This is a genomic window from Bifidobacterium sp. LH_426, assembly GCF_056356875.1.
The window spans coordinates 1-16916 of record NZ_JBKEVB010000013.1 but is presented as its reverse complement, the minus strand read 5'-3'; the positions used below and the strand labels follow the sequence as shown (position 1 = coordinate 16916).

Sequence of the window (16916 nt, the reverse complement as noted above, 5' to 3'; positions counted from 1 at the left end):
CTCATAGCCCGCGGCGCTTCAGATCGGCGACCAGTCCCACGTAGAACTCGCGCACGTCGAAGCCGGGGATGTTCTCGCGGTTCAGGTCGATCATGTCCGCGTGGGAGATACCGCGCACGCCGTTCGGTTCCAGCCAGGTGAAGCTCTCGCCCCACGGGAACGACGGCCGCGCGACCAGTCCATCGTTCGGCCCGTCGAACCACTTCACCAGCGGGTACGTGAAGTTCAGCGGGAACTTGCCGGTCGTCGCATGCGCGAGCCGTGACCCGACACTGCGGCACAGGATACCAGCGAACGGTCCGAGCCCCGCCGCACCCGCCGTGCGCTCCGCCGCTCCGCCGCCCGGTACCGTCACCGTGCCGGTCGTGCCGGCCATGCCGCCCGCCGCCGCACGCGCTCCCTCCTCCAGCAGCACCGCATCGCCGATCTCCGCGTTGAGTCGCGCGCAGCCCGCCTGCGTGAGGTCGTGCACCGCGGCCATGAAGTCGGGCTTCTTGTCGCCCAGATGCGAGGCGGCCGCGTTGTACGCCGCCTCGACGCGCCGCTGCACCGCCATCGGGATGTTCGTCAGCAGGTAGTCCGCGAACCCGCAGCCGCGATGCGGCGTGTTGATCGTCGTCAGCGACGCCACCCACCGCCCGGCACCGCATCGCGCAATCGCGTAGCGCATGTCCAATCCGCCCTTCGAATGGGCGATCACGTTCACCTTCCCGCATCCGGTCGTTTCGACGATCCGCCGGATGCGTTCGGTCAGTTCGCGCGCGCTGTCCGCCACGGACGCCGCCGACTGATGCTCGCCGTAATAGACGACCGCGCCGTTGCGCTCCAGCTCCGCCGGCACACGACCCCAATAGTTGAGCGCCTTCGTGTCACGGAAGAAGACGCCGTGCACGAACAGGACCGGGTAGCGCGTCGCGCACACGCGTGCGCCGGCGCGCGCCCGGTCCAGCCGCTCCTTCGCCGATTCGAAGCGCACCTCCTCCGCCACGGTGCGGATGATATGGTGCAACGCGACGAGATTCGCGATCGGAATCCAGCCGCACAGGATGCCGATCACACGAATCCTCAACCCCAGTTGCACCGACGTGAGATACACGGTGACGATGCCGATCCAGAAGACCACCGATTCGACCACCACGACGCCACCCAACGCGGCGAGCCACGTCGTCCAGCAGTCGGGAACCCAAGGGACCGGCCATGAGGCCGTCAACATCGTCACAAGAGACGCCGCCAACGCGATGCCGGCGACCAGCGTCGTCCACCAGAACACGCGCAGCATGGCCACGCCGAACGCGCAGGCGGCGATCCGCCCGCTTTTCACCGGGGCGGCCGCCGTCGCGGTCGCCGGAGCACCTGGAACCTTCGCAGAGCCGTTCACGCTTTCACTATACGGCCCCTGTACGGCAAACGGAGGGTCATATCGCTTTGGAGGGTACCGCCTCTCCCGAGCCGACACTTATCTGCGTTGCGAGGGGTGCCTGCAACGCGATATTCCCGGTTGCCGGCATGCAATGGCGCGGCCCATACCCGGAATATCCGTGGAAAGGTACCCCTCACAAGCCAGATACGCGTCCCGCGGAACCGGAATGTACCCCTTCCAACGCAGAAGCCGTCGCAATCGCGACGGCTTCCAGGGCCGCGGCCCGTTATCCACGGCTATCCGCGGTTATCCACGGCTTTACGGCAGCTGCACCTCGGCCGCCGGATGCTTGTCGCGCCACCACTTCTGCACGAAGTACGCGGCATAGCACACGACGATGAACAGCAGCTCGGCCACGAGCGCGAACCGCTGCTCCTTGTCGAAGAACACGAGCAGGAACGAGGCGGTGCACAGGATGAACGCACCCCACGAGGTCCACGGGTAGCCGGGCGTCGCGTACTTGAGCTCGGCGGCCGTATGCCCGGAGGCGACCCAGCGGCGGCGGAACACGATCTGGCAGTACGCGATCGCGATCCACACCACCACGGCCGACAGGCCGGACAGGGCCACGAGCACGAGGTACACGGTGGAGGCCGCCACCACCGAGGAGAGCAGCGCGAGCAGGCCGCCGGCCATCGCCGCGCACAGGGCGAGCATCGGCACGCCGCGGCGGTTCGTCTTCGCGAACCAGCGCGGGATCATGCCCTCATGGCCCATCGACCACACCATGCGCGTCGAGGCGTACAGGCCGGAGTTCGAGGCGGAGAGCACGGCCGTGAGCACGACGAAGTTCATGATGTCCGCCGCATACGGGATGCCCACCGAGTTGAGCACGAGCACGAACGGGCTTTCGCCCACGCCCGCCTGACGCCACGGGATGAGCGCGCTCATCACGACGATCGAGCCGATGAAGAACAGGACCAGGCGCCACAGCGTCGTGTGGATCGCCTTCGGCACCGCCTTCTCCGGGTCGCGCGTCTCGCCGGCGGTCACGCCGATCAGCTCGGTGCCGGAGAACGCGAAGTTCACGGTGAGGATCGTCGCGAACACGGGCATGAAGCCGTTCGGGAAGACGCCGTCCTTGAACAGGTTGTCGAACATCGGCGCGTGCGTGTACCCCTTCATCGGGATGATGCCGAAGATCGTGAGCGTGCCGATCAGGATGAACGCGCAGATCGCGAACACCTTGATCGAGGCGAACCAGAACTCCGCCTCGGCGAAGAACCGCACGGATAGGGCGTTCAGCGTGAAGATCAGCGCGATGCACGCCGCCGACCATATCCATGTGGGCGTGTGCGGGAACCACCGCTGCATGAGCAGGCCGGCCGCCGTGAACTCGGAGCCGAGCGCCACCGTCCACGTGAGCCAGTACTGGATGGCGATCACGAAGCCGGTGCCCGGTCCGATGAACTTCTCCGCGTACACGTGGAACGAGCCGGTCACCGGCATCGCTACGGACAGTTCGCCGAGCGTGAGCATCACCAGGTACACGATGACCGCGCCGATCGCGTAGGCGAGAATCGTGCCGATCGGTCCCGCCTGCTGGATCGTGTAGCCGGAGCTCAGGAACAGACCGGTGCCGATCACGCCGCCCAGCGAGATCATCTGCAGATGCCGCGCCTCCATGCCGCGCTTGAGGTTCGTGTGCAGTGCGTGCCTCGTATGCTTCTCGGTGCCGGTGGTCGGGTCGTCCGGCGGGGTGGTGGCCGGTGCGTCGGTCGCCGTCGCCGTCATGGCGTCGGCGCGCGCTTCCGCCGTCGTTCCGGCTTCGTTGTCGCTCATCTCTCTCGTCCTCTGTCTCGCGGTTGCGGTCGAATCGCAGACAGTATACGCTAGGCCGGTCACGAGCGGGACGCCGGTTCCGGCGCGACGTTCCGCCGGCGCGCGTGCCGCGACGCCGCGGGCGCGCACGCGCCGGCCGGTCTGGTTCAGTCCGCCTTCACGTCGCCTTCCGCGTTGGTGATCGCCTCGGCGATGTTGTCGCGGGTGAAGTCGTGATTGCGGTAGTCAGGATTGTCGACGGGCAGGTGCGTGACCATCGTGTCGAACACCTGGCTCAGGATTTCGCCGCGTTCGAGCACCGCGTCGAGCACGTGGCCTCCGATCGAATGGTCGTCGGCGAGGAAATGCTCGTGGAATCCGGCGACGGCCGCGCCGTGGAACATGACGGGGGAGAAGTAGCCGAGCATCGTGCCGCGCACGTCGTGGCCGAGGAAGATCGCCTGCCGGTCCGCGACCTCCTCGAGCGTCGGGTACGGTGCCTGCTGTTTGATGACGGCGCGCGTCTTGATGAAGCTGAACGTGCCGCGCACGATGACGGCGAAGAACGTGTTCGCGCGTCCGTTCGCCTCGACGATGCGCCGGTTGAGCTCCTCCAGGCCGATGTCGCTGCGTTCGCACTGGTACTGGAACGCGGCCCGGTGCATGTTCGCGAACGGCAGCGTCAGATCGTCGGGCACGGCCTCCACCTCGCCGGTGCGGCCCACCTTCCACGCGCGCCCGTCGAGCACGATGATCTCGCCGTCGAGCCCTTCGCCGGTGCCGATGCCCGTGTCGCCGTGGGTGAGCAGTTCGCCCATCGTCGTGGTGCCTTCCAGCAGCCCTGGCACGAGCAATGCGAGCGTGCCGTGCTGGTAGAGCACGTTCGCGCGGTGATCGTGGATCGGTTCGATCGATTTGCCCTTCAGTTCGCTCACGATTCCGTAATATAAATGACCGCCTCCGGCGAGGCAAGGAAGATGTCGCGGATTCCCGCATCCGCCGCCGTGACCTCGCTCACAGCGTGATTGCGTGTGGATTGGGCACGGCTGGGTATAGCGTATTCGCGTGCTTTCGGGGAGCCGCATCGTGGTCGACGGCGGCCGAATCCCCTCGGGAATCGCACGGGAAGAAGTATGCGGCATATGGTGACGAAGCTGGGATCGAAGCGCACGCTCACGCGTGAGGAATCATACGTTGACGGGCATCTGACGCACACGGCGTTCGTCTCGCTCGCCATCCTCACGTTCATCACGTTCGTCGGCAACTTCACGCAGCTCCAGCTGTCCGCCGCGTTGCCGTCGATCGTCGACGAATTCCGCATCAATGTGACCACCGGACAGTGGCTCACGTCCGTGTTCCAGCTTGTGATGGGCGTGATGGTGCCGCTCACCGCGTTCCTCACGCGCCGCTTCTCCACGCGCCAGATCGTCATCACGTCGATGATCGTGTTCACGCTCGGTTCCGTGTGCGCGTGGCTCGCGCCCACGTTCCTCGTCCTGCTCGCCGGCCGCGTGCTGCAGGCCGTCGGCACCGGCGTGATGTGGCCGGTCCTGCAGATCACCGTGTTCTCGATATTCCCGCTGTCGCGCCGCGGCGCCGCGATGGGCACCGTGGGCATCGCGATGAGCGTCGCCCCCGCCATCGGCCCGACGCTCGGCGGCCTGCAGACCGACGCGAACGGATGGCGTTCCATCTTCCTCACGCTCACGGTGATCGGTGCGCTCTCGCTCGTCGCCGCCGTGCTGTGGCTGCATGATTTCGGCGAGAACGACGCGACCGCGCGGGCCGACTTCTTCTCCGTCGCCCTGTCCGTGTTCGGTTTCGGTGGACTGATGTTCGGATTCACGAACATCGAGAACTATCCGTTCACGCATCCGATGGTGTGGGCGTCGATGCTCGTCGGCGTGGTCGGCATCATCTGGTTCGTCGCGCGTCAGGTGCGCCGTTCGCGCCGTTACCGTGAGGGCGTCGTGCGCGGGGAGAGGCCCGAGCCGGCGCTGCTCGACCTGGGCGTGCTGAGGAACCACTCGTTCACCGTAGGCACGATCACCGCGTCGCTCGCGTTCTTCGCGTTCAGTTCGATTCTGGTGATCATGCCGCTCTACATCCAGAACGACCGTGGCTACTCCGCGACGATGAGCGGCCTCATCATGCTGCCCGGCGCGATCGGCCAGTGCATCTCCCAGCTGTTCGGCGGCAAGGCGCTCGACCGCTTCGGCGCGCGGCCCGTCGCCCTGTTCGGCGCGATCATGCTCACCGTCGGCACGATCGGCATGAGCCTCATCTCGTCCGACACGTGGATCTGGTGGGTGTCGATCTGCCAGTTCGTGCGTCAGATCGGCATGGGGTCGCTGCTGATGCCGATCACCACGTGGTCGCTCAACTGCCTCGAGCCCTCCGGTATCTCCGCCGGCTCGGCCGTGACGAACACGGCCCGTCAGGTGGCGGGCGCGATGGGCGCGCCGATCCTCGTGATCCTGATGGAGACGTTCACCGCCATGTACCATGCGGGCGGCATGTCCGCGACGCTCGCGAACATCGCCGGCATCCAGTGGGCGCTGCGCATCTCCGCCACGCTGTGCTTCGTCATGGTGTTGCTCGTCGCCTTCGGCGTGCGCGGCAACGGCGCGGGCTCCGCCCACGAGGCCGCCGCCCGCGCGATGCGCCGCCTGCGCCGGTAGCGCCGTTAGCGCCGTTAGACTGGGCGTATGAGTGATGTGCCCAAGCCGGTGAAGGCCCCTGTGAAATCTCCCGTCGGCTCTCCCGCAAAGTCCCGCGCCACGGGCGTGCGGGACTGGATTCCCGACCAGCCGGGAGCGTGGGTGATGGCGCTTGCGCCCGCGGCGGCCGGGCTTGTCGCAGGAGGTCCGACCCGGGATTCCGTGTGGCTGGTGGTGCTGTGGGCGCTGTGCTACTGCGTGCAGTTCGTCGCGGCGCGGTGGCTCAAATCCCAGTTCGCGCGGCGGTACCGGATGCCCGTGGCGGGGTATGGGGCGGCGCTGGCCGTGTTCGGGATTCCATTCATCATCGTCAATCCGGGCATACTGCGCTGGGCTCCCTTATATATGGTGCTGGCCGCGCTCTCGTTCCTCGCCGCATGGTTCAGGCGCGAACGCAGCCTGTGGGGCAACGCGGTGGCCGTGCTCGCCTCGTCGCTGATGGCCACGGTCGTCGCCTCGTATGGGGCGCATAATCCGTTGCATGCGATGATGCCGTCCACGGCGGTGATGATGTCGGCCGTGTTCGCGGTGACGCAGTTCGGTTCGGTGCTGTTCGTCAAGACGATGATCCGCGAGCGGGGGAGCCGCGCGTACCTCGTCGCATCGATCGCATGGCATGCGGCACTGTTCGCGGGCGTGACCTGGTGGGTGTGGTCCGCGGCGGCAGGACTCGGACCCGGCGCGTGGATGCGCGCGCGGTTCCTGTGGGCGCAGCTCGCCGCGGTCTGGCTGCTGGCGCGCGCGGTCACGCTGCCGTGGATCGGTTCGCGCCGACGGGTGAAGCCGGTCGTCGCCGGCATGGTCGAGATGGTCTCCACCCTGCTGGTCTTCGTCGCCGTGCTGGCGGTGACGACGGCATGAGCCTGCCTTATACGGTGACGGCGTGTCGCGGGGGCGCGCTCGTCCAAGGCCGGTGATTAGATACTCAAGTTGCCTGATTTGGGCTCGCACATTGGAAATAACAAAGCGAGCACGGGCCGGCGGATCGCAGTGCGATTCGTGGTGCCGTGCACTGATGTCGGATGACCGCCAGAGGACGTATGTCCAAGGGAGGCCATGCGCGCCGGTGCCCTGAAGAAGCAGGCTGGAAACCAGTACACGAATCGCTAGAAAGGGCGGACGGCAATGGCGGGACAGAAAATCCGCATCAGGCTTAAGTCCTATGACCACGAGGTCATCGACCAATCGGCGAAGAAGATCGTCGAAACGGTGACGAACGCGGGCGCAACTGTTGTTGGCCCCGTTCCGCTGCCGACCGAGAAGAACGTTTTCTGTGTTATCCGTTCTCCTCATAAGTACAAGGATTCTCGCGAGCACTTCGAGATGCGCACGCACAAGCGCCTCATCGACATCGTGGACCCGACCCCGAAGGCCGTGGATTCCCTGATGCACATCGATCTGCCTGCGGACGTCAACATCGAGATCAAGCTGTAAGGGAGGAGGGAACCGCTATGTCGCAACATAAGGATCGCAAGGCGCTGCTGGGCAAGAAGCTCGGCATGTCGCAGGTGTGGGACGAGAACGGCTTCTTCGTGCCCGTCACGCTGGTGGACGTCTCCACCAACGTCGTCACCGCCATCAAGACCCCGGAGACCGACGGCTACACCGCCGTCCAGCTCGGCTACGGCCAGATCGACCCGACGAAGGTCACCAAGCCGCTCGCCGGCCACTTCGCCAAGGCCGGTGTGACCCCGCGCCGTCACCTCGTCGAGGTGCGCGAGGACAACGCCACCGAGTACGAGGTGGGCCAGGAGCTCAACGCCGACGTCTTCGCCGAGGGCGCTGAGGTCGACGTGACCGGCACCACCAAGGGCAAGGGCTTCGCCGGCACCATCAAGCGTTGGGGCTTCAAGTCCTACCGCCGTACCCACGGCTCCCACAAGAACGAGCGTCGCCCCGGTTCCGTCGGCGCGTGCGCGACTCCGAGCCGCATTCTCAAGGGCAAGCGCATGGCTGGCCGCATGGGTCATGTGACCTCCACCGTGCAGAACCTGACCGTCGTCTCCGCGGATGTCGAGAACGGCATCCTCGCCATCAAGGGCGCCATCCCGGGCCCGAAGGGCGGCATCGTTCTCGTTCGCTCCGCCGTGAAGGGAGCCTGATAAGCCATGGCTAACGTTACTCTGAACGTCACCGACCCGCAGGGCCAGGCCGCCGGCACCGTCGAGGCCCCGGCCGACCTCTTCGGCTTCTCCGCCGAAGAGGTCCAGTCCCGCATCCCGCTGATTCACCAGGTCGTCATCGCGCAGCTCGCCGCCCGTCGTGCCGGCACCCACGCGACCAAGACCCGCGCCAACGTCTCCGGCGGCGGCAAGAAGCCGTGGAAGCAGAAGGGCACCGGTCGTGCCCGCCAGGGCTCCATCCGCGCCCCGCAGTGGTACCACGGCGGCGTCGTGTTCGGCCCGCAGCCGCGTGACTACTCCCAGCGCACCCCCAAGAAGATGAAGGCCGCCGCCCTCAAGTACGTGCTCTCCGACCGCGCCAACGCCGGTCGCGTGGCCGTCGTCGACTTCGGCGTCTCCGAGAAGCCGTCCACCAAGGCCGCCATCGCCGCCCTGAACCCGGTCATCGGTGAGAAGTTCGCCACCATCGCGCTGACCCGTGACCAGGTCAACGAGTGGCTCTCCGTGCGCAACCTTCCGTATGTCCACCCGATCTTCGTCGATCAGCTCAACACGTACGACGTGGTGACCGCGCAGTACGTCGTCTTCACCAAGGAGGCCCTCGAGGCCTTCGTGGCGGCGAAGACCAAGAAGGAGGCCTGATTTCCATGGTCGCTATTCACAAGCCGGCTCACGACATCATCATCAAGCCCGTCGTGTCCGAGAAGAGCTACGCCGCCTCCGATCGTGGCCAGTACACCTTCGTGGTGGCCCCGAACGCGAACAAGGTGCAGATCAAGCAGGCTATCGAACAGATCTTCAATGTCAAGGTGACGAAGGTCAACACCCTCAACCGTGAGGGCAAGCGCACTCGCGCCCGCCTCGGCTTCGGTCGTCGCGTTTCCCAGAAGCGTGCGATCGTGTCCGTCGCCGAGGGCCAGACCATCGACATCTTCGGTAACTGAAGGTTAGCCGAGAAAAGTTAAAGGAAGAACTACATTATGGCTATCCGCGTTTACAAGCCGACGAGCGCCGGCCGCCGCAACGCCTCCGTCTCGGACTTCTCCGAGATCACGCGTTCCACGCCTGAGAAGTCGCTCGTTCGTCCGCTCTCCAAGACCGGCGGTCGTAACTCCTACGGCCGTATCACGTCCCGCCACCGTGGCGGCGGCCACAAGCGCCAGTACCGTCTCATCGACTTCCGTCGCTGGGACAAGGACGGCGTGCCGGCCAAGGTCGCTCACATCGAGTACGACCCGAACCGCTCCGCCCGCATCGCCCTCCTGCACTACGCCGACGGCGAGAAGCGCTACATCATCGCGCCGAAGGGCATCAAGCAGGGCGACGTCATCGAGACCGGCGCCCAGGCCGACATCAAGCCGGGCAACAACCTGCCGCTGAAGAACATCCCGACCGGTACGGTCATCCACGCCATCGAGCTCAAGCCGCTCGGCGGCGCCAAGATCGCCCGTTCCGCCGGCACCTCGGTCCAGCTCGTCGCGAAGGACGGCGCCTACGCCCAGCTGCGTATGCCGTCCGGCGAGATCCGCAACGTCGACGCCCGCTGCCGCGCGACCGTCGGCGAGGTCGGCAACGAGGACCACGCGAACGTCCAGCTCGGCAAGGCCGGCCGCGCCCGTTGGATGGGCAAGCGCCCGATCACCCGTGGTGAGTCCATGAACCCGGTCGACCACCCGCACGGCGGTCGTACCCGCGGCGGCAAGCCGCCGGTCTCCCCGTGGGGCAAGGGCGAGGTTCGTACCCGTCGTCCGAAGAAGGCTTCGAACAAGATGATTGTCCGTCGCCGTCCGTCCGGCAAGAACCGCAAGTAAGGAAGATTCGAAGCGATGACTCGTAGCATCAAGAAGGGCCCCTTCGTCGACGCCCACTTGCAGAAGAAGGTCGACGAGCAGAACGAGAAGGGTACCAAGAACGTCATCAAGACGTGGTCCCGCCGTTCGATGATCACCCCCGATTTCATCGGACACACGTTCGCTGTCCACGATGGTCGCAAGCACGTCCCGGTGTTCGTCACCGAGGCCATGGTCGGCCACAAGCTGGGTGAGTTCGCCCCCACGAAGACCTTCAAGGGTCACGTGAAGGACGACAAGAAGGCCCGCCGCTAAAGGAGAGAATGACTTATGGAAGCTAAAGCAATCGCCCGTCACGTCCGCGTGACGCCGCGCAAGGCTCGCCGCATGGTCGACCTCATCCGAGGCAAGCAGGCGACCGAAGCCCTCACCATCCTCAAGTTCGCTCCGCAGGACGCGTCCATCCCGGTTCGCAAGGTCCTCGAGAGCGCCATCGCCAACGCGCGCGTCAAGGCCGACAAGGCCGGCGAGCCGTTCCGTGAGAACGACCTGGTCGTCAAGGCGACCTACGTGGACGAGGGCGTGACGCTCAAGCGTTTCCGTGCTCGTGCCCAGGGCCGTGCCGCTCGTATCAACAAGCGCACCTCCCACATCACGGTCGTCGTCGCCAACAAGGAAGGAAACCGCTAAAGATGGGTCAGAAGATCAATCCCTTTGGCTACCGCCTGGGCGTCACTGAAAACCACCGCTCCAAGTGGTTCTCCGATTCCAACAAGGCCGGCGAGCGCTACAGCGACTTCGTCCTTGAGGATGACAAGATCCGCAAGGAGATGAACAAGGACCTCGAGCGCGCCGGCGTGAGCAAGATCGTCATCGAGCGCACCCGCGACCGCGTCCGCGTCGACATCCACACCGCCCGTCCGGGCATCGTGATCGGCCGCCGCGGCGCCGAGGCCGAGAAGGTCCGCGCCAAGCTCGAGAAGCTGACCGGCAAGCAGGTCCAGCTCAACATCTTCGAGGTCAAGAACGCCGCGCTGGACGCCCAGCTCGTCGCTCAGGGCATCGCGGAGCAGCTGACCAACCGCGTCACCTTCCGCCGCGCGATGCGCAAGGCCCAGCAGGACGCCATGCGCGCCGGTGCCAAGGGTATCCGCATCAAGCTCTCCGGCCGTCTCGGCGGTGCCGAAATGAGCCGTTCCGAGTTCTACCGCGAGGGTCGCGTCCCGCTGCAGACCCTCCGCGCCCTGATCGACTACGGCTTCTTCGAGGCCAAGACGACCTACGGCCGCATCGGCGTCAAGGTCTGGATCTACAAGGGCGACATGACCGAACGTGAGTTCGAAGAGCAGCAGGCCCAGCAGAACAACCGTCCCGGCCGTCGCGGCGATCGCCGTCCGCGCCGTGGCAACCGCAACGCCGGTGCCGCCCGCAACGCCGAGGCCCCCAAGGCCGAGGCCGCCGCGGCCCCCGCTGCCACGGAAACGAAGGAGTGAGCAAGAATGCTTATCCCAAAGAGGACCAAGTACCGCAAGCAGCACCGTCCCGTCCGCTCCGGCATGTCCAAGGGCGGCAACGAGATCAACTTCGGTGATTACGGCATCCAGGCGCTGGCCCCGGCTTACGTGACCAACCGCCAGATCGAGGCCGCGCGTATCGCCATGACCCGCTACATCAAGCGTGGTGGCCGCGTGTGGATCACGATCTTCCCGGATCGTCCGCTGACCAAGCACCCGCTCGGCGCCCGAATGGGTTCCGGTAAGGGTACTCCGGAGTTCTGGATCGCCAACATCCACCCTGGTCGCGTGATGTTCGAGATCGGTGGTGTCTCCGAGGACGTCGCCAAGGAAGCCCTGCGTCGTGCCATCGACAAGCTCCCCATGAAGTGCCGTGTGATTGCTCGTGAAGGCGGTGACATCTGATATGGCAGTCGGAACCGAAGAATACTCCATCAAGAATCTCAACGAGAAGACCAACGCGGAGATCGAGGGCTTCCTGAAGAAGTCCAAGGAAGAGCTGTTCAACCTGCGCTTCCAGTCCGCCACCGGTCAGCTCGAGAACACGGCCCGCCTCAAGGCCGTCAAGCACGACATCGCCCGCATGTACACCGTGCTGCGCGAGCGCGAGCTTGGCATCACCTCCGAGCCGGCCGACGAAACCGCTAAGGAGCAGTGATCATGGCTGAAGAGCAGCAGGAGCGCAACTTCCGCAAGGTTCGCCGCGGCTACGTCGTGTCCGATAAGATGGACAAGACGATCACCGTGGAGCTGGAGAACCGCAAGACCCACCCGCTGTACGGCAAGGTCGTCCGCACCACCAAGAAGGTCAAGGCCCATGACGAACACAACGAGGCGCACATTGGCGACCTCGTGAGTATCATGGAGACTCGTCCTCTGAGCAAGACCAAGCGTTGGCGTCTCGAGTCGATCATCGAGCGCGCCAAGTAAAAAAATAAGTTCGGCAAGGCTCGCCGTCCACCGGGCGCGGTTAGATAGATGTTCTGTGCGTCTATCCACCGCGCCCGGTGTGCGGGGAGAACCAGCTCGGCTAAGGAGAATCAATGATTCAGCAGGAAACGCGGCTTCATGTCGCCGACAACACGGGTGCCAAGGAAATCCTTGCCATCCGCGTGCTCGGTGGCTCGAAGCGACGCTATGCCGGCCTGGGCGACGTCATCGTCGCCTCGGTCAAGGACGCGATCCCTGGCGGATCGGTCAAGAAGGGTGACGTGGTCAAGGCCGTCGTCGTCCGTACCGTCAAGGAGCACCGTCGTGTCGACGGCTCCTACATCAAGTTCGATGAGAACGCCGCGGTGATTCTCGGCTCCGGCCGTGAACCGAAGGGCACTCGTATCTTCGGACCGATCGCCCGTGAGCTTCGCGACAAGAAGTTCATGCGCATCGTGTCCCTCGCCCCGGAGGTGATCTGACATGGTAGCCAAGATCAAGAGCGGCGACCAGGTGAAGGTCATCCGCGGCAAGGATCGCGGCAAGGAGGGCAAGGTCCTTCGCGTGCTGCCGAACGACCGTCTGATCGTCGAGGGCGTTCAGATCGTCAAGAAGCACGTCCGCGCCACCCAGCAGGGCCAGCAGGCCGGCATCGTCTCCGTCGAGGCTCCGATCCATCGCTCCAACGTGATGGTCATCGACCCGGAGACCGGCAAGCCGACCCGCGTCGGCGTCATCGTGAAGGAAGAGGCGCGTGACGGCAAGGTGAAGACCGTGCGCGTGCGCGTCGCCAAGAAGTCCGGAAAGGAGCTGGCATGACCGACACCACTACCGTCGAAGCGCCGGCCACCCCGCGCTTGAAGGTGCAGTACAACGAGCATATCGTGCCTGAGCTCGAGAAGGAGTTCAAGTACTCCAACCCGATGCAGGTCGCTCGCGTCCAGAAGGTCGTCGTCTCCATGGGTGTCGGTGCCGCCGCTCGCGACTCCAAGCTCATCGAGGGCGCCGTCAAGGACCTCACCCTGATCACCGGCCAGAAGCCGAAGATTACCAAGGCCAAGAAGTCCGTCGCGCAGTTCCACCTGCGTGAGGGCCAGGCCATCGGTGCGTACGTCACCCTGCGTGGCGACCGCATGTGGGAGTTCCTCGATCGTCTGCTGACGATGGCCCTGCCGCGCATCCGCGACTTCCGTGGCATCAACGGCCACCAGTTCGACGGCCAGGGCAACTACAACTTCGGTCTCACCGAGCAGTCCATGTTCCACGAGATCGATCCGGATTCCATCGACCACCAGCGTGGCATGGACATCACCGTGGTGACCAGCACCAAGGACGACAAGGAAGCCTACGCGCTGCTCAAGCACCTCGGCTTCCCCTTCAAGGAGAACTGATATGGCAAAAACCGCTCTTAAGAACAAGGCGGCCGGCAAGCCGAAGTTCAAGGTGCGCGCCTACACGCGTTGCCAGGTCTGCGGTCGTCCCCATTCCGTGTACCGCAAGTTCGGCCTGTGCCGCATCTGCCTTCGCGAGAAGGCCCACCGCGGCGAGCTGCCCGGCGTTACGAAGTCCAGTTGGTAAACATCGACGCTGAAGGTCCGCGGCTGTAGCTCTCCTGGAGCCCCAGGGGAGCCGGCGGCGGAAACCACGGCGAGAAAGGGCATAAGCCCACATGACAATGACAGATCCGATCGCAGACATGCTCACGCGTCTGCGTAACGCGAGCGCGGCGAAGCACGAGACCGTGGATATGCCGTACTCCAAGTTCAAGAAGAACATCGCGGAGATCCTGAAGCGCGAAGGCTTCATCAAGGACTACACCGCCAAGGAAGCCAAGGTCGGTCAGACCCTTGAGGTCACCCTCAAGTACGGTCCGAACGGCGAGCGTTCCATCCAGGGCATCAAGCGCATCTCCAAGCCGGGCCTGCGTCGCTACGCGAAGTCCGACTCCCTGCCGATGCCGCTCGGTGGCCTCGGCATCGCGATCATCTCGACTTCGTCGGGACTGCTGACCCAGAAGGAATGCCTCGATCGAGGCATCGGTGGCGAGATCGTCGCCTACGTGTGGTGAGAAAGGAGAGCTGACACATGGCATCGCATATTGGTAAGCTCCCCATCGCCATCCCCGCTGGCGTTGAGGTCAAGATCGACGGTCAGAACTTCGAGGCCAAGGGCGCGAAGGGCACCGATTCCTACATCCTGCCGGAAGGCATCACCGCGGCCGTCGAGGGCAACGAGATCATCGTCACCCCGGCCGACGACCTGCGTCCGACCCGTGCCAAGCACGGTCTGGCCCGCTCCATCATGGCCGGCATGGTCAAGGGCGTGCACGACGGCTACTCCAAGACCCTGGAGATCGTCGGCACCGGTTACCGCGCCGTCGCCAAGGGCAAGGGCATCGAGTTCTTCCTCGGCTACTCCCACACGATCACCGTCAACCCGCCGGAAGGCATCACGCTCAAGGTGACCGACGCGACGCACGTCGTCGTCGAGGGCACCGACAAGCAGATGGTCGGTCAGGTGGCCGCCAACATCCGCAAGCTGCGCGCTCCGGAACCCTACAAGGGCAAGGGCATCAAGTATGCCGGCGAGCATATTCTGCGCAAGGCTGGAAAGGCTGGTAAGTGATATGAGCGTCACTATTTTCGGCAAGGGCAAGAAGGCCGCGCTCAAGCGTCGTCACGCCCGCATCCGCAAGCGTATCTCCGGCACCGCCGAGCGTCCGCGCCTGGTGGTCACCCGTTCCAACCGCCACATGGTCGCGCAGGTCGTGGACGATACCAAGGGCATCACCCTGGTCTCCGCCTCCACGCTGACCGCTGACTTCGCCGGCTTCGAGGGCACCAAGGTCGAGGCCGCCAAGAAGGTCGGCGAGCTCATCGCCGAGAAGGCCAAGGCCGCCGGCATCGAGTCCGTCGTCTTCGACCGTGGTGGTCACAAGTACACCGGCCGTGTCGCCGCCGTCGCCGATGGCGCCCGTGAGGGAGGTCTGGCACTGTGAGCGAAGAAATGAAGGAAACCCAAGTGGCTGAAGAAACTCAGAACACTCAGGCTGCCCCGGCTGACGAGAACAACGCCAACGCCAACGACGAGCGTCGTGGCGGCCGCCGTGGCGGTCGTCGCGGCGAGGGCCGTCGCGGTGAGCGTCGCAACCGTCGCGAAGAGAACAAGGGTGATGAGCTCCTCGATCGCGTCGTGACCATCAACCGCGTGTCCAAGACCCACAAGGGTGGCCGTACGTTCAGCTTCGCCGCCCTCGTGGTGGTCGGCGACGGCAACGGCACCGTGGGTGTCGGCTACGGCAAGTCCCGTGAGGTCCCGGCGGCCATCGCCAAGGGCCAGCTGGATGCCAAGAAGCACATGTTCACCGTGCCGCGCGTCCGCGGCACCGTCACCCACCCGGTGATCGGTCACGACGCCGCGGGCACCGTCCTGCTGCGTCCGGCCGCCCCCGGTACCGGCGTTATCGCCGGTGGCCCGGTGCGCGCCGTCATGGAGTGCGCCGGCATCACCGACGTGCTGACCAAGTCCATGGGCTCCCCGACCGCGATCAACATGGTCCGTGCGACCGTCGCCGCCCTCAAGCAGCTTGAGGAGCCGGAGGAGATCGCCGCCCGTCGTGGTCTCGCCCTGAACGAGGTCGCCCCCGATGCCCTGCTGCGCGCCCGCGCCGCCGGCATCGCCGAGGCCCGCAAGGCCCGTGAAGAGGCTCAGGCCGCCAAGGCCGCCGAAGCGAAGGATGGTGAGTGATAGATGGCTAACCTGAAGATCACGCTCCACCACGGTCTCGTGAACCGCACGCCGAAGCAGCGTGCCGCCGCGCAGACCCTGGGTCTGAACAAGATCGGCAAGACCGTTGTCCGTCCGGACATCCCGGCCAACCGCGGTCTGGTGAACGTCGTTCGCCACCTGGTCACCGTCGAGGAGGTCGACTGATTATGGCAGACAACGAAATCCTGCAGATGCACGATCTGAAGCCGGCTCCGGGCGCCAACAAGGCGAAGACCCGCGTCGGCCGCGGTGAGGGCTCCAAGGGCAAGACCGCGGGTCGCGGCGCCAAGGGCCAGACCAAGCGCACCAACGTGCGTCCTGGCTTCGAAGGTGGCCAGCTCCCGCTGTACATGCGCCTGCCGAAGCTCCGTGGCTTCAAGAACCCGTTCAAGGTCGAGTTCCAGGTCATCAACATCGCGCGTCTCGTCGAGCTCTTCCCGGAGGGCGGCGAGGTGTCCGTCGAGAACCTGGTCGCCAAGGGCGCCGTTCGCGGCAACGCCCCGGTGAAGGTCCTGGGCGACGGCGACGTCTCCGTCGCGTTCACGCTCAAGGGCGTGAAGGCCTCCGTTTCCGCCAAGGCCAAGATCGAGGCCGCCGGCGGCAGCATCGAAGCCTGATTCGCCTTCGCGGATCACTCACTTCGGTGAGATAACTTCACGAACATGACCCTCTCGCCCCTCGTGAGCGAGGGGGTCATGTCGTTTCCGACGACTTCTACCCGCGTCGGGGTCCGTGATTTTCCCCGTGTTTTTCCCCGCGATTCCGACGCATTGTTAGCGTGTCTAGTTTCAGCGGATAGTTGACGTATGTCTCGGGGCATGGTTGACGTCATGTCCTGGGGCATGCCTGACGGGTGTCCTGGGGCATGGTTTACGGTCTGCTGATTGTTG

26 protein-coding genes are annotated in these 16916 nt (G+C 65.1%); 23 read left to right on the top strand and 3 right to left on the bottom strand.

All coding sequences use genetic code 11. The features are described from left to right. Position 1 precedes the first annotated feature (1 nt). From AC1AYD_RS10345 to budA, 3 genes are all read right to left on the bottom strand, one after another. Positions 2 to 1378, bottom strand: coding sequence for an esterase/lipase family protein (locus AC1AYD_RS10345; RefSeq protein WP_476545131.1), 1377 nt, complete (start codon positions 1376 to 1378; stop codon positions 2 to 4). A gap of 300 nt (positions 1379 to 1678) precedes the next feature. Further along, positions 1679 to 3202, bottom strand: a complete 1524-nt coding sequence (locus tag AC1AYD_RS10340; protein WP_476502913.1) for an amino acid permease — start codon at positions 3200 to 3202, stop codon at positions 1679 to 1681. Between the two features lie 146 nt (positions 3203 to 3348). Continuing rightward, a complete protein-coding gene (gene budA, locus AC1AYD_RS10335; protein WP_476502912.1) occupies positions 3349 to 4116 on the bottom strand; it encodes an acetolactate decarboxylase in 768 nt (255 codons plus the stop codon). Between the two features lie 198 nt (positions 4117 to 4314). Here budA and AC1AYD_RS10330 point away from each other — a divergent pair, with 198 nt between their 5' ends. From AC1AYD_RS10330 to rplO, 23 genes are all read left to right on the top strand, one after another. Beyond that, a complete protein-coding gene (locus tag AC1AYD_RS10330) occupies positions 4315 to 5862 on the top strand; it encodes an MDR family MFS transporter (protein WP_476502911.1) in 1548 nt (515 codons plus the stop codon). A 27-nt stretch (positions 5863 to 5889) separates the two neighbouring features. After that, a complete protein-coding gene (locus AC1AYD_RS10325; RefSeq protein WP_476502910.1) occupies positions 5890 to 6762 on the top strand; it encodes a YwiC-like family protein in 873 nt (290 codons plus the stop codon). A 264-nt stretch (positions 6763 to 7026) separates the two neighbouring features. Beyond that, positions 7027 to 7335: a 30S ribosomal protein S10 gene (gene rpsJ, locus AC1AYD_RS10320; RefSeq protein ID WP_003827292.1), complete on the top strand. Its 309-nt coding sequence runs from the start codon at positions 7027 to 7029 to the stop codon at positions 7333 to 7335. A gap of 17 nt (positions 7336 to 7352) precedes the next feature. Then, on the top strand, positions 7353 to 8003 hold the full coding sequence (rplC, locus tag AC1AYD_RS10315) for a 50S ribosomal protein L3 (protein ID WP_034527320.1): 651 nt from the start codon (positions 7353 to 7355) through the stop codon (positions 8001 to 8003). A 6-nt stretch (positions 8004 to 8009) separates the two neighbouring features. Next, complete coding sequence (gene rplD / locus AC1AYD_RS10310) at positions 8010 to 8666, top strand: 50S ribosomal protein L4 (protein WP_476502909.1); 657 nt, start codon at positions 8010 to 8012, stop codon at positions 8664 to 8666. 5 nt (positions 8667 to 8671) lie between these two features. Beyond that, positions 8672 to 8968, top strand: a complete 297-nt coding sequence (gene rplW / locus AC1AYD_RS10305; protein ID WP_476502908.1) for a 50S ribosomal protein L23 — start codon at positions 8672 to 8674, stop codon at positions 8966 to 8968. A gap of 36 nt (positions 8969 to 9004) precedes the next feature. Then, positions 9005 to 9835, top strand: a complete 831-nt coding sequence (rplB, locus tag AC1AYD_RS10300; protein ID WP_034527305.1) for a 50S ribosomal protein L2 — start codon at positions 9005 to 9007, stop codon at positions 9833 to 9835. A 15-nt stretch (positions 9836 to 9850) separates the two neighbouring features. After that, a complete protein-coding gene (gene rpsS / locus AC1AYD_RS10295) occupies positions 9851 to 10129 on the top strand; it encodes a 30S ribosomal protein S19 (protein WP_003814508.1) in 279 nt (92 codons plus the stop codon). Positions 10130 to 10144: 15 nt separating this feature from the next. Then, positions 10145 to 10504 carry a 50S ribosomal protein L22 gene (gene rplV, locus AC1AYD_RS10290; RefSeq protein ID WP_101622003.1) on the top strand — a complete coding sequence of 120 codons (360 nt, stop codon included), beginning with the start codon at positions 10145 to 10147 and terminating at the stop codon, positions 10502 to 10504. A gap of 2 nt (positions 10505 to 10506) precedes the next feature. After that, positions 10507 to 11307: a 30S ribosomal protein S3 gene (gene rpsC / locus AC1AYD_RS10285; protein ID WP_034527300.1), complete on the top strand. Its 801-nt coding sequence runs from the start codon at positions 10507 to 10509 to the stop codon at positions 11305 to 11307. Positions 11308 to 11313: 6 nt separating this feature from the next. Beyond that, positions 11314 to 11733, top strand: coding sequence for a 50S ribosomal protein L16 (gene rplP / locus AC1AYD_RS10280; RefSeq protein ID WP_055428030.1), 420 nt, complete (start codon positions 11314 to 11316; stop codon positions 11731 to 11733). Between the two features lies 1 nt (position 11734). Then, complete coding sequence (gene rpmC, locus AC1AYD_RS10275; protein WP_055428029.1) at positions 11735 to 11986, top strand: 50S ribosomal protein L29; 252 nt, start codon at positions 11735 to 11737, stop codon at positions 11984 to 11986. 2 nt (positions 11987 to 11988) lie between these two features. After that, the gene (gene rpsQ / locus AC1AYD_RS10270; RefSeq protein ID WP_034527291.1) at positions 11989 to 12258 is read left to right on the top strand and encodes a 30S ribosomal protein S17; all 270 of its coding nucleotides are present in this window, start codon (positions 11989 to 11991) and stop codon (positions 12256 to 12258) included. Positions 12259 to 12371: 113 nt separating this feature from the next. Continuing rightward, on the top strand, positions 12372 to 12740 hold the full coding sequence (rplN, locus tag AC1AYD_RS10265; RefSeq protein ID WP_034527288.1) for a 50S ribosomal protein L14: 369 nt from the start codon (positions 12372 to 12374) through the stop codon (positions 12738 to 12740). 1 nt (position 12741) lies between these two features. Then, the gene (gene rplX / locus AC1AYD_RS10260) at positions 12742 to 13077 is read left to right on the top strand and encodes a 50S ribosomal protein L24 (protein WP_034527286.1); all 336 of its coding nucleotides are present in this window, start codon (positions 12742 to 12744) and stop codon (positions 13075 to 13077) included. Then, a complete protein-coding gene (gene rplE, locus AC1AYD_RS10255) occupies positions 13074 to 13649 on the top strand; it encodes a 50S ribosomal protein L5 (RefSeq protein ID WP_476502907.1) in 576 nt (191 codons plus the stop codon). The genes rplX and rplE overlap by 4 nt, the downstream gene beginning before the upstream one ends. A 1-nt stretch (position 13650) precedes the next feature. Beyond that, positions 13651 to 13836: a type Z 30S ribosomal protein S14 gene (locus AC1AYD_RS10250; RefSeq protein ID WP_003814530.1), complete on the top strand. Its 186-nt coding sequence runs from the start codon at positions 13651 to 13653 to the stop codon at positions 13834 to 13836. Positions 13837 to 13927: 91 nt separating this feature from the next. Further along, positions 13928 to 14326, top strand: coding sequence for a 30S ribosomal protein S8 (gene rpsH / locus AC1AYD_RS10245; protein WP_034527281.1), 399 nt, complete (start codon positions 13928 to 13930; stop codon positions 14324 to 14326). 17 nt (positions 14327 to 14343) lie between these two features. Next, complete coding sequence (rplF, locus tag AC1AYD_RS10240) at positions 14344 to 14883, top strand: 50S ribosomal protein L6 (RefSeq protein ID WP_476502906.1); 540 nt, start codon at positions 14344 to 14346, stop codon at positions 14881 to 14883. 1 nt (position 14884) lies between these two features. Beyond that, positions 14885 to 15256, top strand: coding sequence for a 50S ribosomal protein L18 (gene rplR / locus AC1AYD_RS10235; RefSeq protein WP_034527275.1), 372 nt, complete (start codon positions 14885 to 14887; stop codon positions 15254 to 15256). After that, positions 15253 to 16005, top strand: a complete 753-nt coding sequence (gene rpsE / locus AC1AYD_RS10230) for a 30S ribosomal protein S5 (RefSeq protein ID WP_084686093.1) — start codon at positions 15253 to 15255, stop codon at positions 16003 to 16005. Before rplR ends, rpsE begins: the two co-directional genes overlap by 4 nt. Before the next feature lie 3 nt (positions 16006 to 16008). After that, on the top strand, positions 16009 to 16191 hold the full coding sequence (rpmD, locus tag AC1AYD_RS10225) for a 50S ribosomal protein L30 (RefSeq protein WP_476502905.1): 183 nt from the start codon (positions 16009 to 16011) through the stop codon (positions 16189 to 16191). Positions 16192 to 16193: 2 nt separating this feature from the next. Further along, on the top strand, positions 16194 to 16643 hold the full coding sequence (gene rplO, locus AC1AYD_RS10220; protein ID WP_476502904.1) for a 50S ribosomal protein L15: 450 nt from the start codon (positions 16194 to 16196) through the stop codon (positions 16641 to 16643). Positions 16644 to 16916 lie beyond the last annotated feature (273 nt).

Excerpts from the sequence above, each read along its gene's own strand:
- rplN (WP_034527288.1), top strand. The coding sequence starts at position 12,372 with ATGATTCAGCAGGAAACGCGGCTTCATGTCGCCGACAACACGGGTGCC.
- rpsS (WP_003814508.1), top strand. The coding sequence starts at position 9,851 with ATGACTCGTAGCATCAAGAAGGGCCCCTTCGTCGACGCCCACTTGCAG.
- rpsH (WP_034527281.1), top strand. The coding sequence starts at position 13,928 with ATGACAATGACAGATCCGATCGCAGACATGCTCACGCGTCTGCGTAAC.
- AC1AYD_RS10325 (WP_476502910.1), top strand. The coding sequence starts at position 5,890 with ATGAGTGATGTGCCCAAGCCGGTGAAGGCCCCTGTGAAATCTCCCGTC.
- AC1AYD_RS10330 (WP_476502911.1), top strand. The coding sequence starts at position 4,315 with ATGCGGCATATGGTGACGAAGCTGGGATCGAAGCGCACGCTCACGCGT.
- rplW (WP_476502908.1), top strand. The coding sequence starts at position 8,672 with ATGGTCGCTATTCACAAGCCGGCTCACGACATCATCATCAAGCCCGTC.
- rpsC (WP_034527300.1), top strand. The coding sequence starts at position 10,507 with ATGGGTCAGAAGATCAATCCCTTTGGCTACCGCCTGGGCGTCACTGAA.
- rplD (WP_476502909.1), top strand. The coding sequence starts at position 8,010 with ATGGCTAACGTTACTCTGAACGTCACCGACCCGCAGGGCCAGGCCGCC.
- rplR (WP_034527275.1), top strand. The coding sequence starts at position 14,885 with ATGAGCGTCACTATTTTCGGCAAGGGCAAGAAGGCCGCGCTCAAGCGT.
- rpsQ (WP_034527291.1), top strand. The coding sequence starts at position 11,989 with ATGGCTGAAGAGCAGCAGGAGCGCAACTTCCGCAAGGTTCGCCGCGGC.
- rplO (WP_476502904.1), top strand. The coding sequence starts at position 16,194 with ATGGCAGACAACGAAATCCTGCAGATGCACGATCTGAAGCCGGCTCCG.
- rplX (WP_034527286.1), top strand. The coding sequence starts at position 12,742 with ATGGTAGCCAAGATCAAGAGCGGCGACCAGGTGAAGGTCATCCGCGGC.
- rplE (WP_476502907.1), top strand. The coding sequence starts at position 13,074 with ATGACCGACACCACTACCGTCGAAGCGCCGGCCACCCCGCGCTTGAAG.
- rpmC (WP_055428029.1), top strand. The coding sequence starts at position 11,735 with ATGGCAGTCGGAACCGAAGAATACTCCATCAAGAATCTCAACGAGAAG.
- rplF (WP_476502906.1), top strand. The coding sequence starts at position 14,344 with ATGGCATCGCATATTGGTAAGCTCCCCATCGCCATCCCCGCTGGCGTT.
- rpmD (WP_476502905.1), top strand. The coding sequence starts at position 16,009 with ATGGCTAACCTGAAGATCACGCTCCACCACGGTCTCGTGAACCGCACG.
- AC1AYD_RS10340 (WP_476502913.1), bottom strand. The coding sequence starts at position 3,202 with ATGAGCGACAACGAAGCCGGAACGACGGCGGAAGCGCGCGCCGACGCC.
- rplB (WP_034527305.1), top strand. The coding sequence starts at position 9,005 with ATGGCTATCCGCGTTTACAAGCCGACGAGCGCCGGCCGCCGCAACGCC.
- rplC (WP_034527320.1), top strand. The coding sequence starts at position 7,353 with ATGTCGCAACATAAGGATCGCAAGGCGCTGCTGGGCAAGAAGCTCGGC.
- rplV (WP_101622003.1), top strand. The coding sequence starts at position 10,145 with ATGGAAGCTAAAGCAATCGCCCGTCACGTCCGCGTGACGCCGCGCAAG.
- AC1AYD_RS10250 (WP_003814530.1), top strand. The coding sequence starts at position 13,651 with ATGGCAAAAACCGCTCTTAAGAACAAGGCGGCCGGCAAGCCGAAGTTC.
- rplP (WP_055428030.1), top strand. The coding sequence starts at position 11,314 with ATGCTTATCCCAAAGAGGACCAAGTACCGCAAGCAGCACCGTCCCGTC.
- rpsJ (WP_003827292.1), top strand. The coding sequence starts at position 7,027 with ATGGCGGGACAGAAAATCCGCATCAGGCTTAAGTCCTATGACCACGAG.